Genomic DNA, 13,898 nt, shown 5'->3' with positions numbered 1-13,898 from the left:
GCGCTCCTTACTCAATGATGTCAGCACCGCCAATCGATGCGGCGGTGATTTAAATGGCAAAACGCCGCGACGGCAGGAGCCGGTCGCGGCGCGGGTATTTCAGCGATTGAAACGGGTTTTACTGGATCTGCCCGTGGCAATGCTTGAATTTCTTGCCCGAACCGCAGTAGCACAGTTCGTTGCGGCCCAGCTTCTGCTCGTTGCGAACCGGTGCGGCGGCGAGGGCCACATCGACCTCTTCACCGAGCAATTCCGGTTGCTCCAGACCTGGCGCTTCAGCGTGTTCGAACTGCATGCGGGCGGCCAGTGCTTCAGCTTCCTCACGCAGACGTTGCTCTTCGGCTTCCGGGTCTTCGCGACGAACCTGAACGTGCGACAGCACACGGATCGAGTCGCGCTTGATCGAATCGAGCAGCTCGGAGAACAGCGTGAACGACTCGCGCTTGTACTCTTGCTTCGGGTTCTTCTGGGCGTAGCCACGCAGGTGGATGCCGTGACGCAAGTGATCCATGGTCGACAGGTGGTCTTTCCACAGGTCGTCCAGCACGCGCAGAACGATTTGCTTCTCGAAGGAACGCAGTGCCTCGGCACCCGCCTGGTCTTCTTTCTCGTTGTACGCGGCAATCAGCTCGGCCATCAGCTTCTCGCGCAGGGTTTCTTCGTACAGGTGATCGTCTTCGTCGAGCCATTGCTGGATCGGCAGTTTCACGCCGAAGTCGCTGGCAATCGTCGCTTCCAGACCGGCCACGTCCCACTGCTCTGGCAGCGATTGCGGTGGAATGTGGGCGCTGACGGTGGCGTTGAGCACGTCCTGACGGAAGTCGGCGATGGTTTCACCGATGTTGTCAGCGGCCAGCAACGTGTTACGCATGTGATAAATCACTTTACGCTGTTCGTTGTTGACGTCGTCGAACTCGAGCAGTTGTTTACGAATGTCGAAGTTACGGCCTTCAACCTTGCGCTGCGCCTTCTCGATCGCGTTGGTCACCATGCGGTGCTCGATCGCTTCGCCCGGCTGCATGCCCAGGGCTTTCATGAAGTTCTTCACTCGATCAGAAGCGAAGATGCGCATCAGGCTGTCTTCCAGCGACAGGTAGAAGCGGCTCGAACCGGCATCGCCCTGACGACCGGCACGGCCACGCAGCTGGTTGTCGATACGGCGCGACTCGTGACGCTCGGAAGCAATCACCTGCAGACCGCCGGATTCCAGCACTTGCTGGTGACGCTTCTGCCAGTCGGCCTTGATCTGGGCAATCTGCTCAGGCGTCGGGTCTTCCAGCGACGCGACTTCAACTTCCCAGTTGCCGCCCAACAGGATGTCGGTACCACGACCGGCCATGTTGGTGGCGATGGTCAGTGCGCCCGGACGACCGGCCTGCGCGATGATCTCGGCTTCTTTTTCGTGGAACTTGGCGTTGAGAACCTTGTGTTCGATGCCTTCCTTCACGAGCAGTGCGGACATGTGCTCGGAGGTTTCGATGGTCGCAGTACCCACCAGCACCGGACGGCCGGCCGCCATGCTTTCCTTGATGTCGGCAACGATTGCCGCGTACTTCTCTTCGGCGGTGAGGAACACCAGGTCGTTGAAGTCTTTACGCGCCAACGGTTTGTTCGGCGGAATGACCATCACTTCCAGACCATAGATCTGATGGAATTCGAACGCTTCGGTGTCAGCGGTACCGGTCATGCCGGACAGCTTGGTGTAGAGACGGAAGTAGTTCTGGAACGTGGTCGAGGCCAGGGTCTGGCTCTCGGCCTGGATGTTCAGACCTTCTTTGGCTTCGATGGCCTGGTGCAGGCCTTCGGACAGACGACGGCCCGGCATGGTACGACCGGTGTGTTCGTCGACCAGTACGACCTGACCGTCCTGCACGATGTATTCGATGTTGCGGTTGAACAGCTTGTGCGCACGCAGACCGGCATAGACGTGGGTCAGCAGGCCCAGGTTATGCGCCGAGTACAGGCTCTCGCCTTCAGCCAGCAGGCCGACGCGGGTGAGCATGTCTTCGATGAACTGGTGACCGGCTTCGTTGAGTTCGACCTGACGGGTCTTCTCGTCAACGGTGTAATGGCCAGCCTTGGTGACTTCGCCTTCGACTTCTTCAACGTGCAGTTCCAGCTGCGGGATCAGTTTATTGATCTCCATGTACAGCTTGGAGCTGTCCTCGGCCTGACCGGAAATGATCAGCGGGGTACGCGCTTCGTCGATGAGGATGGAGTCGACTTCGTCGATCACGGCAAAGTTGAGTTCGCGCTGGAATTTTTCTTCCATGCTGAACGCCATGTTGTCGCGCAGGTAGTCGAAACCGAATTCGTTGTTGGTGCCGTAGGTGATGTCGGCGGCGTACGCCAGACGTTTCTCTTCCGGCGGCTGGAACGGCGTCACGACGCCGACGGTCAGGCCGAGGAATTCATACAGCGGGCGCATCCAGTTGGCGTCACGACGCGCCAGGTAGTCGTTCACCGTCACAACGTGCACGCCCTTGCCGGACAATGCGTTGAGGTAAACGCCCAGGGTTGCCACGAGGGTTTTACCCTCACCGGTGCGCATTTCGGCGATCTTGCCTTCGTGCAAGGTCATGCCACCGACGAGCTGTACGTCGAAGTGGCGCATACCCATGATGCGCTTGCCGGCTTCGCGGGCGACCGCAAAGGCTTCTGGCAACAGCTTGTCGAGGGTTTCCCCTTTGGCGATGCGGGCCTTGAACTCAGCGGTCTTGGCGCGCAATTGATCGTCCGAAAGGGCCACCATTTGCTCTTCGAAGGCATTGACGAGCTGCACCGTCTTGAGCATGCGTTTGACTTCACGCTCGTTCTTGCTTCCAAAAAGTTTCTTTAACAAAGGCGCAAACATATCGGCAGGATCTTCCACACTAAAGGGATGGAGGGCGGCCCCGTGAGCGTCGCCCGTGCAGCCCTCATGGCCGCATGCGAACGAGCATTCTACCCGGAAACGGAAGTGAGGAAAGTGGCGATGTTCCACGATGCTGGCACTGCGCTTTGACGGGGCTCACTTAAAATAGGGGCGTTTTGCTCAACTTCAAGTCATAAAAGGCAGAAGTTAGTCGTTGATTTAATGGGTAAAGCGGGGGCAAAAGCAATGGGCGAGTGATTTCGGCCTTTCTGCTACCATGGCGTTTCTGTTACTTCAGGTGTTCAATCATGGCATTTCGCCCTCTTACGGCCAGAGCACCCGCCGTTCTCCTGCGCGAAGCCAAGCCGCTCAAAGCCATTCTCGGCCATGCCCAGCGACTGGGGCATTTGCAGCGTCTGCTCGAAAGCCAACTGCAACCTGCCGCCCGTGAACATTGCCATGTCGCCTCGTGGCGTGAGGGCAGTTTGTTGCTGATTGTCACCGATGGCCACTGGGCCACGCGCCTGCGCTATCAGCAAAAACGCTTGCAGCGGCAATTGCAGATGTTTGACGAGTTCGCCAGTTTGACGCGGATTCTGTTCAAAGTGCAGCCGCCGACGGTGCAGCGCGCGGTGGTTGGCAATACGATGGATTTGTCGACGGATGCCGCGGCGACAATTCAGGCGACAGCCGACGGGATCAGTGATCCGGGTTTGCGTGCAGCGCTGGAACGATTGGCGGCACACGCCAAAGACAAAACCTGAAGCAAGGTCAAAAGATCGCAGCCTGCGGCAGCTCCTACATTAACTCCTGTAGGAGCTGCCGCAGGCTGCGATCTTTACTTTCAGCGGCGTTTGCTGCCGCCTAATAAAGAGCCCATCAGGCCGCGTACCAGTTGTTTGCCCAAATTGTTGGCGGCCTGGCGCATGGCGGATTTCAGCGCCTGGCCGGCGGCTGTGCCGAGGAACTCCCCGGCCCTGTCGGCAAGGCTTGGCTCTTCAGGCGCGGGTTTTGCGTCGGGGGTTTCGGCCTCAGGCGCCAGGCCTTTACGGCCCATGAGTATTTCATACGCCGATTCACGATCGATCGGCTTGTCATAGCGCCCCTTGAACGGCGACCCGGCGATCAGCAGCGTACGCTCGGTTTCCGTCAGCGGCCCGATCCGCGATTGCGGCGGTGCCACCAGCACACGCTGGACCATCTCCGGCGTGCCCTTCTCGGCCAGCGTGCCGACCAATGCCTCGCCGATGCCCAACTCGGTCAGCACCGACAACGTGTCGAACGCCGGATTCGGCCGGAAGCCGTCCGCCACTGCACGCAGGGATTTCTGCTCCTTGGCGGTGAATGCGCGCAAGCCGTGCTGCACGCGCAGGCCCAGTTGCGCCAGCACATCATCCGGCAAGTCCGCCGGCGATTGCGTAACGAAATACACGCCAACGCCTTTCGAGCGGATCAGCCGCACCACTTGTTCCAGGCGCTCTTGCAAGGCCTTGGGCGTATCGCCAAACAACAAATGCGCTTCATCGAAAAACAACGCCAGCAGCGGTTTGTCGGCATCGCCGCGCTCCGGCAGCTGTTCGAACAACTCCGCCAGCAGCCACAGCAAAAACGTTGCGTAGACCTTTGGCGCCTCATGCACCAGACGACTGGCATCGAGCAGATGAATCCGTCCACGCCCATCGGCCGCCGGCTGCAAAATATCTTCCAATTGCAGCGCCGGTTCGCCGAACAGGGCTTCGGCGCCCTGCTGTTCCAGCGTCGCCAGACGGCGCAGCAGCGCCTGACTGGAACCGGTAGTCATCAGCGCGGCGTCCTCGCCGAGCATTTGCGGGTTGTCCTTGAGGTGATTGAGCAGCGCCTTCAGGTCTTTCAGGTCCAGCAGCAACAACCCTTCGCGATCCGCCACTTTAAAAGCGGCATACAACGCCGCCTGCTGGCTGTCGGTGAGTTCCAGCAAGCTGCCGATCAACAGCGGGCCCATTTCACTCAACGTTGTGCGCAATGGATGACCGGACTGACCGTGGATGTCCCACAAGGTCACCGGGTACGCCTGCGCCTTGTAGTCGAGCCACGGCATCCCGGCGATGCGCTCGGCGACCTTGCCCTGCGGGTTGCCGGCAGCACCGAGGCCACACAGGTCACCCTTGATGTCAGCGGCGAAAACCGCGACACCGGCGTCGCTGAACGCTTCGGCCAGACGCTGCAAGGTCACGGTTTTACCGGTACCGGTCGCGCCGGCGATCAGGCCGTGGCGGTTCGCCAGGCGCATGGCCTGACCAATCGGTTGCGCGGTGAGATCGGCGCCGATTACGAGTTGCGATGAGTCAGGCATTTTGTCACCCATGGTTAATCTTTGATTCACTTTGGCCGATAGATAAAGCGTGAACCTGACTGAAAAGTCGGTCGGACATTTCCCTAAGGAGAGTCGGAAATATCAGTTTGCATTCACCTTTGCCCATATTGCGCGCCTTTATAAAAGCACGCCCAGGACATTAAGACCTTAGCGGAACCCCAAGCCATGAACAAAAATCTGCGCTTCAGCCATAAAATTTTGCTTGCCGCCGCCCTCATCGTCATCGCCGCCTTCGCCTCGTTTACGCTGTACAACGACTGGCTACAGCGCAACGCGATCCGCGATGACCTGAACAACTACCTCAACGAAATGGGCGAGGTCACCGCCGGCAACATCCAGACCTGGCTCAGCGGTCGCATTCTGCTGATCGAAAACGCCGCCCAGAACATCGCCATCAACCCGGAACCGGCCAACGTCGCCAGCCTGCTGGAACAGAAGACCCTGACCTCGACGTTCATGGCCACCTATCTGGGCGATGCCACCGGGCACTTCACCATTCGCCCGGACACGAAAATGCCAGACGGTTTCGATCCGCGCGTGCGCCCTTGGTATAAAGGTGCCGAGAGCAGCAGCACCTCGACCCTGACCGAACCGTACATCGACGCCGCCACCGGGCAACTGATCATCTCCATCGCCACCGCCTCGAAAAAGGCCGGCCAGAGCGTCGGTGTGGTAGGCGGCGACTTGAGCCTGCAATCGCTGGTCGATACCCTCGCCGCCCGCGATTTCGACGGCATGGGTTATGTGTTCCTGGTCAGCGCCGACGGCAAGATCCTCGTGCACCCGGACAAGGCCCTGGTGATGAAATCACTCAAGGAAGCCTATCCACAGGACACCCCGCGCATCAGCAGCGATTTCAGTGAAGTCACCGTTGATGGCAAGACCCGCATCGTCACCTTCGCGCCGATCAAAGGCCTGCCGTCGGTGAACTGGTACATCGGATTGTCGGTGGACAAGGATCAGGCGTTCGCGATGCTCAGCGAGTTCCGCACCTCGGCAGTGATTGCGACAATCATCGCCGTGGCGATCATCATCGCGTTGCTCGGCATGCTGATCCGCCTGCTGATCCAGCCGCTGCACGTGATGACCCGCGCCATGGAAGACATCGCCGACGGTGAAGGCGACCTGACCAAACGCCTGACCATCGTCAATAACGATGAATTCGGCATTCTGGGTACCGCTTTCAACCGTTTCGTCGAGCGTATTCACAGTTCGATCCGCGAAGTGTCGTCAGCCACCGGCCAGGTCAACGAAGTGGCGCTGCGCGTGGTCGCCGCGTCGAACTCGTCGATGTACAACTCCGATCAGCAAGCTTCGCGCACCAGCAGCGTGGCCGCCGCGATCAATCAGCTCGGCGCCGCCGCGCAGGAAATCGCCCGCAACGCCGCCCAGGCTTCGAATCAGGCCAGCGATGCTCGCGGCCTGGCAGAAGACGGCCAGCAAGTGGTGGATCGCAGCATCAAGGCAATGAACCAGCTGTCGAGCATGCTCAGCGCGTCGAGCAGCAACATCGAGTCGCTGAACAGCAAAACCGTGAACATCGGTCAGATTCTTGAAGTCATCACCAGCATTTCCCAGCAAACCAACCTGCTGGCGCTCAACGCGGCGATTGAAGCGGCGCGTGCCGGTGAGGCTGGCCGTGGTTTCGCGGTAGTCGCGGATGAAGTCCGTAACCTCGCGCACCGCACCCAGGAATCGGCGCAACAGGTGCAAACGATGATCGAGGAGCTGCAAGTGGGCGCCCGTGAATCGGTGAGTACCATGAGCGACAGCCAGCGCCACAGTCAGGACAGCGTGGAGATCGCCAACCTTGCCGGGGAACGCTTGAACAGCGTGACGCAGCGCATTGGCGAAATCGACGGGATGAACCAGTCGGTGGCCACGGCGACTGAAGAGCAGACTGCCGTTGTCGAGTCGATCAACGTTGATATCACCGAGATCAACACGCTGAACCAGGAAGGCGTGGAGAACCTGCAGGCGACGTTGCGGGCTTGCTCGGATCTGGAGCAGCAGGCTTCGCGGTTGAAGCAGTTGGTGGGTAGTTTCCGCATCTAAGATTGAAAGATCGCAGCCTGCGACAGCGCCTACCGGGATTCGAATGTAGGCGCTGCCGCAGGCTGCGATCTTTTTGCATCTGCCCCCCGTTGTAATCCCGACCGAACATCTATTCTGGATAAAGGTCAACCAAGGGAGAACCACGCAGCGGAGGGTTGATCACCGTGCACATCGCCGACATCACCATGTTCTACGCCCCGGCCAGCGGTGGCGTACGGACGTATCTGGATGCCAAACATCGTCGCCTCGGCTTTAAGCCTGGCATTCGTCACAGCCTGTTGATCCCCGGTGCGCATTTCGGCGAAGACGACGGCGTTTACACGGTTCCCGCCCCTGCCCTGCCCTTCGGCAAGGGTTATCGCTTCCCGCTGCGGCTCGCGCCATGGCGAAACGTCCTGCAGGATTTACAGCCCGATCTGATCGAAGTCGGCGATCCGTACCTCACCGCCTGGGCCGCACTTGATGCGCGCCGGCAACTCGACGTGCCGGTGATCGGTTTCTATCACTCGGACCTGCCGCTGCTGGTCGGCAATCGCATGGGCCATTGGCTCACGCCGAATGTCGAAGCCTACGTCACCAAACTTTACGGCAATTTCGATCGGGTGCTGGCGCCAAGCCAAGTCATGGCCGACAAGCTCAGCAGCCTCGGCGTACGCAATGTCTTCGTGCAACCGCTGGGCGTCGATTTGCAAACTTTTCATCCGCACGCTGGCGACCGCAATCTGCGCGCCGAGTTGGGCCTTGCCGAAGACACGCGCCTGCTGATCTTCGCTGGACGAGGCTCGAAAGAGAAAAACCTGCCAGTGCTGCTCAAATGCATGCAGCGGCTGGGCCCGCGTTATCACCTGTTGCTGGTTGGCTCGTCGATGCCCGCCGTGGTGCCGGACAACGTCAGTGTCATCGATGAGTTCTGCCCGGCCCCACGGGTCGCGCAGTTGATGGCCAGTGCCGATGCGTTGCTGCATGCCGGCGATCAGGAAACCTTCGGCCTGGTGATTCTTGAAGCCATGGCCTGCGGCATTCCGGTGGTGGCCGTCGCGGCTGGCGCGTTTACCGAAATCGTCAATGAATCGTGCGGCCTGCTTTGCACGCCGAACAACCCGCAAGCCATGGCCAATGCGGTGCGTGAGCTATTCAGTCGTGGCAACACCCGGCTTGGCCAGCAAGCCCGCCAACATGTCGAACAGCATTACGCCTGGGACACGGTAGTCGACAGCCTGCTGGGTCACTATCACGCCGTGCTCGGCGATTCGTTGCCCAGAGTTGCCAATGGCTGACCCCCTCGCCAAACCCGCCGTGTTGCTGGTGCTGCACGATGTAGCACCTTCGACGTGGGCGGATTACCAGCCGTTTGTCGAAGCGATCGACGCCCTGGGCAACGTGCCGATGACGTGGCTGGTTGTGCCGGACTTCCACCGCCACGACACGCTCGACGCTCATCCGGCGTTTTCCCGGATGCTCAGCGAACGCGTGGCACGCGGTGATGAACTGGCGCTGCACGGTTATTACCATGACGATCAGGAACCCGGCCCGCACACCCCGCGAGACTGGTTCATGCGCCGCGTTTATACCCACGAAGGCGAGTTCTATCGGTTGTCCCACGACGCCGCCCTGACCCGCCTGCGCGCCGGTGTCGAAATGTTCCAGCGCCACAACTGGCCACTGCACGGTTTCGTCGCCCCGGCCTGGCTGATGAGCGATGGCACCCGCCAAGCCTTGCGCCAATTGCCGCTGCGTTACACCAGCGACCCGCAACATCTTTATCTTCTGCCGGACTTCACCCCCATAGCGGCCCCCGGTCTGGTCTGGAGCGCCCGCAGTGCCTGGCGTCGAGGCCTGTCGAAAATGCTCAGCGATCAGCGGCAACAGCGCTGGCGCCAGGCGCCGGTGATTCGGCTAGGCTTGCACCCCGTGGACATGCGTCACCGTTTTTCCCGTGATTATTGGCTGCACACTCTTCAACAACTGCTGGCGGATGGACGCGTACCGATGAGCAAAATCAACTGGCTGGCACAACAGCGCGGTCAACTGGAACACGTCGCATGAGTCGCGGCATTCTGTTACTGATCGGCTTGCTCGCGGCAGTGCTGATCCCGGTGGTGCTGGGCGGCGGCGAAATCTGGGCGCGTCTGCAAAGTTTTCCGCTGCACTGGCTGCTGGTCATGTTCGGCATGATCCTGCTCTGCTGGGGCATCAATACCTTGCGTTTACGCTTGTTGCTCGGCGATCAGTGCGAGCGCGTCACGCCACTGAAAAGTCTCGGCGTGGTCATGGCCGCTGAGTTCGCCTATTGCGCCACACCCGGCGGCAGTGGCGGGCCGCTGACGATCATGGCGTTACTGGCGCGCAGCGGCGTACGTCCGGCGCGTGGCAGTGCGGTGTTTGCCATGGACCAGCTCAGCGATTTGCTGTTCTTTCTCTGTGCGTTGAGCGGGATTCTGATTTACGCGCTGTTCCAGCACCTCAGTGATCGCCTCGAATGGCTGCTGATGGTCAGCGCCGTGTCGTTGTTTGGCGGCCTGTTCAGTTGCGTGTTGCTGGCACGTTACCACCGCGCCCTGATCCGGCTGAGCGGTCGTCTGTTGGCGAGGATGAACGTCAAGGCCGGTACCCGTCGCCGTTGGGCGCGCAAGCTGCTGCACTTTCTCGCCGCGTTTACCGACACGTTGAAATTGCCCTGGCAAACCCTGGCCAAGGTGTTCGCCCTGACCTGCGTGCATTGGCTGCTGCGCTATAGCGTGCTGTATCTGGCCCTGCGCGGGCTGGGCGCAGACTTGCAGTGGGCGTGGAGTTTTCTGGTGCAGATGCTTTCGCTCGGCGCCGGGCAGTTCAGTCTGTTGCCAGGTGGCGCGGGGGCGGCGGAATTGACCTCGGCGGCGCTGTTGGCGCCGATGGTGGGGAAATCGACGGCAGCAGCGGCGATTCTGATCTGGCGGGTGGTGACGTATTACTTTTATCTGGTAGTAGGGGGACCGGTGTTTTTGTTGATGCTGGGGCGGCCTTTGCTAAGGAAACTGATGAAAGTGCGTCAAGCTTAAAAGATCGCAGCCTTCGGCAGCTCCTACAGGGATTGGGTTTCAATGTAGGAGCTGCCGCAGGCTGCGATCTTTTCAGGCTTCGCCTGTTTCATCGTCCGACTCTGGTTTTACCTGCTCCCACAACTCGGCCGCACCGGGAAACTCGGTGCCATCCTCCGGGCTCATGTCCTCCGGGTCGTAGCGACTCAAACACCCCTCGCCCAACGTCGCCGGTGCTTTGGAAGTGGCTTTGTCCAGTGGATCGGTCATGGCTTTTCCTCAAAGCAGAAATGACAAAGGGTCTGGACGATTGAACGCCCAGACCCTTGGTTTTTCAAGCCTGCGGGCGCTCGATCAGAACACCACGGTCTTGTTGCCGTGCACCAGCACGCGATCTTCGAGGTGGTAACGCAGGCCGCGAGCCAGCACCATCTTCTCGACGTCACGGCCGAAACGCACCATGTCTTCGATGCTGTCGCTGTGGCTGACACGTACCACGTCCTGCTCGATGATCGGGCCGGCATCCAGCTCTTCGGTCACGTAGTGGCAGGTCGCGCCGATCAGTTTCACACCACGCAGGGAAGCCTGGTGGTACGGCTTGGCGCCGACGAACGACGGCAGGAAGCTGTGGTGAATGTTGATGACCTTGTGTGCATATTCGCGGCACATGTCCGGCGGCAGGATTTGCATGTAGCGCGCCAGCACCACGACTTCGGCGTCGTGCTGTTTGACCAGACGCGACACTTCATCGAAGGCCGGTTGCTTGTCCTGCGGATTGACCGGCACATGGTAATAAGGGATGCCGTGCCACTCGACCATGCTGCGCAGGTCGTCGTGGTTGGAGATCACGCAGGAGATTTCGCAATCCAGCTCATCGCTGTGCCAGCGGTGCAGCAAGTCCGCCAGGCAGTGGGATTCGCGGCTGGCCATCAATACAACGCGCTTTTTCTGCTCGGTGTCGGTGATGCGCCAGTCCATCGAGAACTCTTCAGCGATCGGTGCAAACTTCTCGCGCAACACTTCAATACCGAATGGCAGCGAGTCGGCACGAATTTCGTGACGCATGAAGAACCAGCCCACCTGATTATCCGAGTGGTGGCTCGCTTCGGTGATCCAGCCATTGTGGGCTGCCAGAAAATTACTGACTTTGGCAACGATGCCAACGCGGTCCGGGCAAGAAATCACCAGACGAAAAGTGCGCATGAGGGGAAGACTCCAGAACTTCGCAAAGGCCGCCATTCTAGCGACTGCGCGGGAAAACTGCAGTATTGATCGGCGCAGGGGTGGGTTTGGGCAGACGATACGGCTTTTTGACGGGGATAAACGTCAACGTGATGGCGCTCTAATGGCACCGCATCAACAGATCTTTGTGAATATCTGTGATGACTGCATCACACTATTTAACGGAACAATCAATTCATGCCTATTAATCGTAACTAATTTAAATAAAAACTCCGGTTAAATGTTTACTTGATGAAACAGCCTGACTATTATTGCGGCACTGTCCCCTGCCATTCAACACCTCCACATAAGGTAGTTCTCATGTCCTTGATCAACGAATATCGCGCCACCGAAGAAGCTATCAAAGAGCTGCAAGCCCGTTTGAAGAACCTGTCGCAAGACGACAAACTGCAAACCGAGCTGGAATTCGAAGGCAAACTGCGCACCCTGATGGGCGAATACTCCAAGTCGCTGCGTGACATCATCGCGCTGCTGGACCCAGAGTCGAAAACCAAAGCACCACGCGGCGGCGCAGTAAAAACTACCGGCACCAAGCGTGCTCGCAAAGTTAAACAATACAAAAACCCGCACAACGGCGAAGTCATCGAAACCAAAGGTGGCAACCACAAAACTCTGAAAGAGTGGAAAGCCAAGTGGGGCGGTGACGTGGTTGAAGGCTGGGCTACCCTGCTGGGCTAAGCCGCAACGCCCGTCGCTGATTGATCGGTGACGAAAAAAAACGCCAGCCAATGCTGGCGTTTTTTTATGCCCGACATTTATGCCGGGCATGTTCGATTTCAAAGATCCAAACGTTTGCGTAATGCCTGGACATAATTCTGCCATTCATTGATCACCGCGCTCTGCATCGGCGTCGCACTAAGCAGCCATTGCTCGGCCGTGTTGATAAATGATGTCAGGGTATTCGGCGCCCCCCATTCAGGCACCGACAAACGCTGCTGGCAAAATATTCTCCAGCGCTCTTGCTCTTCAGAATTCAACGTATCGGGAAAGTTACGCGCTCGATATCGAAAGAGTAATTCAGGCAAACGTTCATCATCGAAAGGCCATTGCTCTTGCGCTAATTGTGCCGGATCGGACGCTCTCACTTGCTCACATAGACGGCGGTCGCGATCACCGATAAATCCGTCGTACAACTGTTGTTCCGGATCTTCGCTGGGGGTGAAATCTTCGCTGGCATAAATCGCCGCGACTTTATCTTTCCAAACTTGTTGTGCGTCAGTTAGTCGCAGTGCTCGCGCCTGATAAAGCGCCATGTCCAGACCCAGTCGCTGCTGATCTTCGGCGCGCAACACCGACAACGGTGCCACCACCGGGCAACGATTGATGTGAATCAGCTTGAGCGGTACCGGCAATTCGCCTTCGAGCAAATCGTCGCGGCGCGTGTAAAGGCGCTGGCGCAGGGTTTGCGCATCCAGGTCGAGCAAGCCCTGCGGGTCGAGGTGCAAGTCGCAGACAATCAGCGCATTGCGGTTTTTCGGGTGCCAGGCCAACGGCATGACCACGCCGACGTAACTGCGCGCCGCGGAGAAGCGCCCGGAAATATGCACCAGCGGCTGCAACAGGCGAATCTGATCCATGACCTTCTGTTTGCTGCGCAATTGAAACAGCCAGTCATAGAGCTTCGGCTGTTTCTCGCGAATCAGTCTGGCCAGCGCGATGGTCGCGCGCACATCGGATAACGCTTCGTGGGCATGACCGTGATCGATGTTGTTGGCGGCGGTCAGGCGTTCAAGCTTGAGGGTGACGCGGCCCTCGTCATCGGTCGGCCAGACCAGGCCGTCCGGGCGCAATGCGTACGCGGCGCGCACCACATCGATCAGATCCCAGCGACTGTTGCCACCCTGCCATTCCCGGGCGTAGGGATCGAAGAAGTTTCGATACAGGCTGTAACGCGTCATCTCGTCGTCGAAACGCAAGGTGTTGTAACCCGCGCCGCAGGTGCCGGGCGCGGCCAGTTGCGCGTGTACGCGGGTCATGAAATCGGCCTCGCTCAAACCTTTTTCGGCGAGCTGGCTGGGGGTGATGCCGGTAATTGCACAGGCCGCCGGGTGCGGCAGGATGTCTTCGCTGGGCTGGCAGTAGAGGTTGACCGGCGCGTCGATTTCGTTGAGCTCGTGGTCAGTGCGAATCCCGGCGACCTGCAGCGGGCGGTCGTTACGCGGATTGATGCCGGTGGTTTCGTAGTCGTACCAGAAGATTGAAGTCACGGGCGGTTCCTGAACTGAAGATCGGCAAAGTCTAGGCGCTCAACCCTTGTCGCGGCCAGCCTCGCGTCATTTCTGCACGTTGCCTCACACGCGGTGCAATACATAGTGATGTCGTTTCCCCCCGAGAGGCTGCTAGCATCGGACGCACTTGCACCCCGAACAGGCGAACA

Annotated in this window: 11 protein-coding genes and 1 pseudogene; 7 read left to right on the top strand and 5 right to left on the bottom strand. The window is 59.2% G+C overall.

What is annotated here, in order from left to right; all coding sequences use genetic code 11:
• Positions 1–118: 118 nt before the first annotated feature.
• On the bottom strand, positions 119–2,854 hold the full coding sequence (gene secA / locus ACQ4MY_RS07500; RefSeq protein ID WP_158831161.1) for a preprotein translocase subunit SecA: 2,736 nt from the start codon (positions 2,852–2,854) through the stop codon (positions 119–121).
• A 308-nt stretch (positions 2,855–3,162) separates the two neighbouring features.
• Here secA and ACQ4MY_RS07495 point away from each other — a divergent pair, with 308 nt between their 5' ends.
• Positions 3,163–3,618 carry a DUF721 domain-containing protein gene (locus ACQ4MY_RS07495; RefSeq protein ID WP_008080387.1) on the top strand — a complete coding sequence of 152 codons (456 nt, stop codon included), beginning with the start codon at positions 3,163–3,165 and terminating at the stop codon, positions 3,616–3,618.
• Positions 3,619–3,698: 80 nt separating this feature from the next.
• On the opposite strand, the gene ACQ4MY_RS07490 is transcribed toward ACQ4MY_RS07495, so the two are convergent.
• On the bottom strand, positions 3,699–5,186 hold the full coding sequence (locus ACQ4MY_RS07490) for a helicase HerA-like domain-containing protein (protein ID WP_045123087.1): 1,488 nt from the start codon (positions 5,184–5,186) through the stop codon (positions 3,699–3,701).
• 186 nt (positions 5,187–5,372) lie between these two features.
• Between ACQ4MY_RS07490 and ACQ4MY_RS07485 the strand changes: the two are divergent.
• From ACQ4MY_RS07485 to ACQ4MY_RS07465, 5 genes and pseudogenes are all read left to right on the top strand, one after another.
• A pseudogene (locus ACQ4MY_RS07485) lies at positions 5,373–6,404 on the top strand (HAMP domain-containing protein); the annotation flags it as partial.
• Positions 6,405–6,497: 93 nt separating this feature from the next.
• The gene (locus tag ACQ4MY_RS07480) at positions 6,498–7,262 is read left to right on the top strand and encodes a methyl-accepting chemotaxis protein (RefSeq protein WP_371043227.1); all 765 of its coding nucleotides are present in this window, start codon (positions 6,498–6,500) and stop codon (positions 7,260–7,262) included.
• Positions 7,263–7,447: 185 nt separating this feature from the next.
• Entirely contained in the window at positions 7,448–8,539 is a 1,092-nt protein-coding gene (locus tag ACQ4MY_RS07475) for a glycosyltransferase family 4 protein (protein WP_440094765.1), read from the top strand.
• Positions 8,532–9,308 carry a DUF2334 domain-containing protein gene (locus tag ACQ4MY_RS07470; RefSeq protein ID WP_440094607.1) on the top strand — a complete coding sequence of 259 codons (777 nt, stop codon included), beginning with the start codon at positions 8,532–8,534 and terminating at the stop codon, positions 9,306–9,308. Before ACQ4MY_RS07475 ends, ACQ4MY_RS07470 begins: the two co-directional genes overlap by 8 nt.
• The gene (locus ACQ4MY_RS07465; protein ID WP_008080397.1) at positions 9,305–10,300 is read left to right on the top strand and encodes a lysylphosphatidylglycerol synthase transmembrane domain-containing protein; all 996 of its coding nucleotides are present in this window, start codon (positions 9,305–9,307) and stop codon (positions 10,298–10,300) included. Before ACQ4MY_RS07470 ends, ACQ4MY_RS07465 begins: the two co-directional genes overlap by 4 nt.
• Positions 10,301–10,372: 72 nt before the next feature.
• On the opposite strand, the gene ACQ4MY_RS07460 is transcribed toward ACQ4MY_RS07465, so the two are convergent.
• Positions 10,373–10,549, bottom strand: a complete 177-nt coding sequence (locus ACQ4MY_RS07460) for a hypothetical protein (RefSeq protein WP_283439261.1) — start codon at positions 10,547–10,549, stop codon at positions 10,373–10,375.
• An 84-nt stretch (positions 10,550–10,633) separates the two neighbouring features.
• Positions 10,634–11,482, bottom strand: coding sequence for a formyltetrahydrofolate deformylase (gene purU / locus ACQ4MY_RS07455; protein ID WP_007912774.1), 849 nt, complete (start codon positions 11,480–11,482; stop codon positions 10,634–10,636).
• 339 nt (positions 11,483–11,821) lie between these two features.
• Between purU and mvaT the strand changes: the two genes are divergently transcribed.
• On the top strand, positions 11,822–12,199 hold the full coding sequence (mvaT, locus tag ACQ4MY_RS07450; protein ID WP_007933316.1) for a histone-like nucleoid-structuring protein MvaT: 378 nt from the start codon (positions 11,822–11,824) through the stop codon (positions 12,197–12,199).
• A 98-nt stretch (positions 12,200–12,297) separates the two neighbouring features.
• Here mvaT and sbcB read toward each other — a convergent pair whose 3' ends face one another.
• Positions 12,298–13,728 carry an exodeoxyribonuclease I gene (gene sbcB / locus ACQ4MY_RS07445; RefSeq protein ID WP_440094605.1) on the bottom strand — a complete coding sequence of 477 codons (1,431 nt, stop codon included), beginning with the start codon at positions 13,726–13,728 and terminating at the stop codon, positions 12,298–12,300.
• Between the last annotated feature and the right edge of the window lie 170 nt (positions 13,729–13,898).

The organism is Pseudomonas sp. SM4 (assembly GCF_051913165.1).
Classification (GTDB): Bacteria; Pseudomonadota; Gammaproteobacteria; order Pseudomonadales; family Pseudomonadaceae; genus Aquipseudomonas.
This window is presented reverse-complemented; position numbering and strand designations above follow the sequence as displayed.

Excerpts from the sequence above, each read along its gene's own strand:
- secA (WP_158831161.1), bottom strand. The coding sequence starts at position 2,854 with ATGTTTGCGCCTTTGTTAAAGAAACTTTTTGGAAGCAAGAACGAGCGT.
- ACQ4MY_RS07495 (WP_008080387.1), top strand. The coding sequence starts at position 3,163 with ATGGCATTTCGCCCTCTTACGGCCAGAGCACCCGCCGTTCTCCTGCGC.
- ACQ4MY_RS07490 (WP_045123087.1), bottom strand. The coding sequence starts at position 5,186 with ATGCCTGACTCATCGCAACTCGTAATCGGCGCCGATCTCACCGCGCAA.
- ACQ4MY_RS07480 (WP_371043227.1), top strand. The coding sequence starts at position 6,498 with ATGTACAACTCCGATCAGCAAGCTTCGCGCACCAGCAGCGTGGCCGCC.
- ACQ4MY_RS07475 (WP_440094765.1), top strand. The coding sequence starts at position 7,448 with ATGTTCTACGCCCCGGCCAGCGGTGGCGTACGGACGTATCTGGATGCC.
- ACQ4MY_RS07470 (WP_440094607.1), top strand. The coding sequence starts at position 8,532 with ATGGCTGACCCCCTCGCCAAACCCGCCGTGTTGCTGGTGCTGCACGAT.
- ACQ4MY_RS07465 (WP_008080397.1), top strand. The coding sequence starts at position 9,305 with ATGAGTCGCGGCATTCTGTTACTGATCGGCTTGCTCGCGGCAGTGCTG.
- ACQ4MY_RS07460 (WP_283439261.1), bottom strand. The coding sequence starts at position 10,549 with ATGACCGATCCACTGGACAAAGCCACTTCCAAAGCACCGGCGACGTTG.
- purU (WP_007912774.1), bottom strand. The coding sequence starts at position 11,482 with ATGCGCACTTTTCGTCTGGTGATTTCTTGCCCGGACCGCGTTGGCATC.
- mvaT (WP_007933316.1), top strand. The coding sequence starts at position 11,822 with ATGTCCTTGATCAACGAATATCGCGCCACCGAAGAAGCTATCAAAGAG.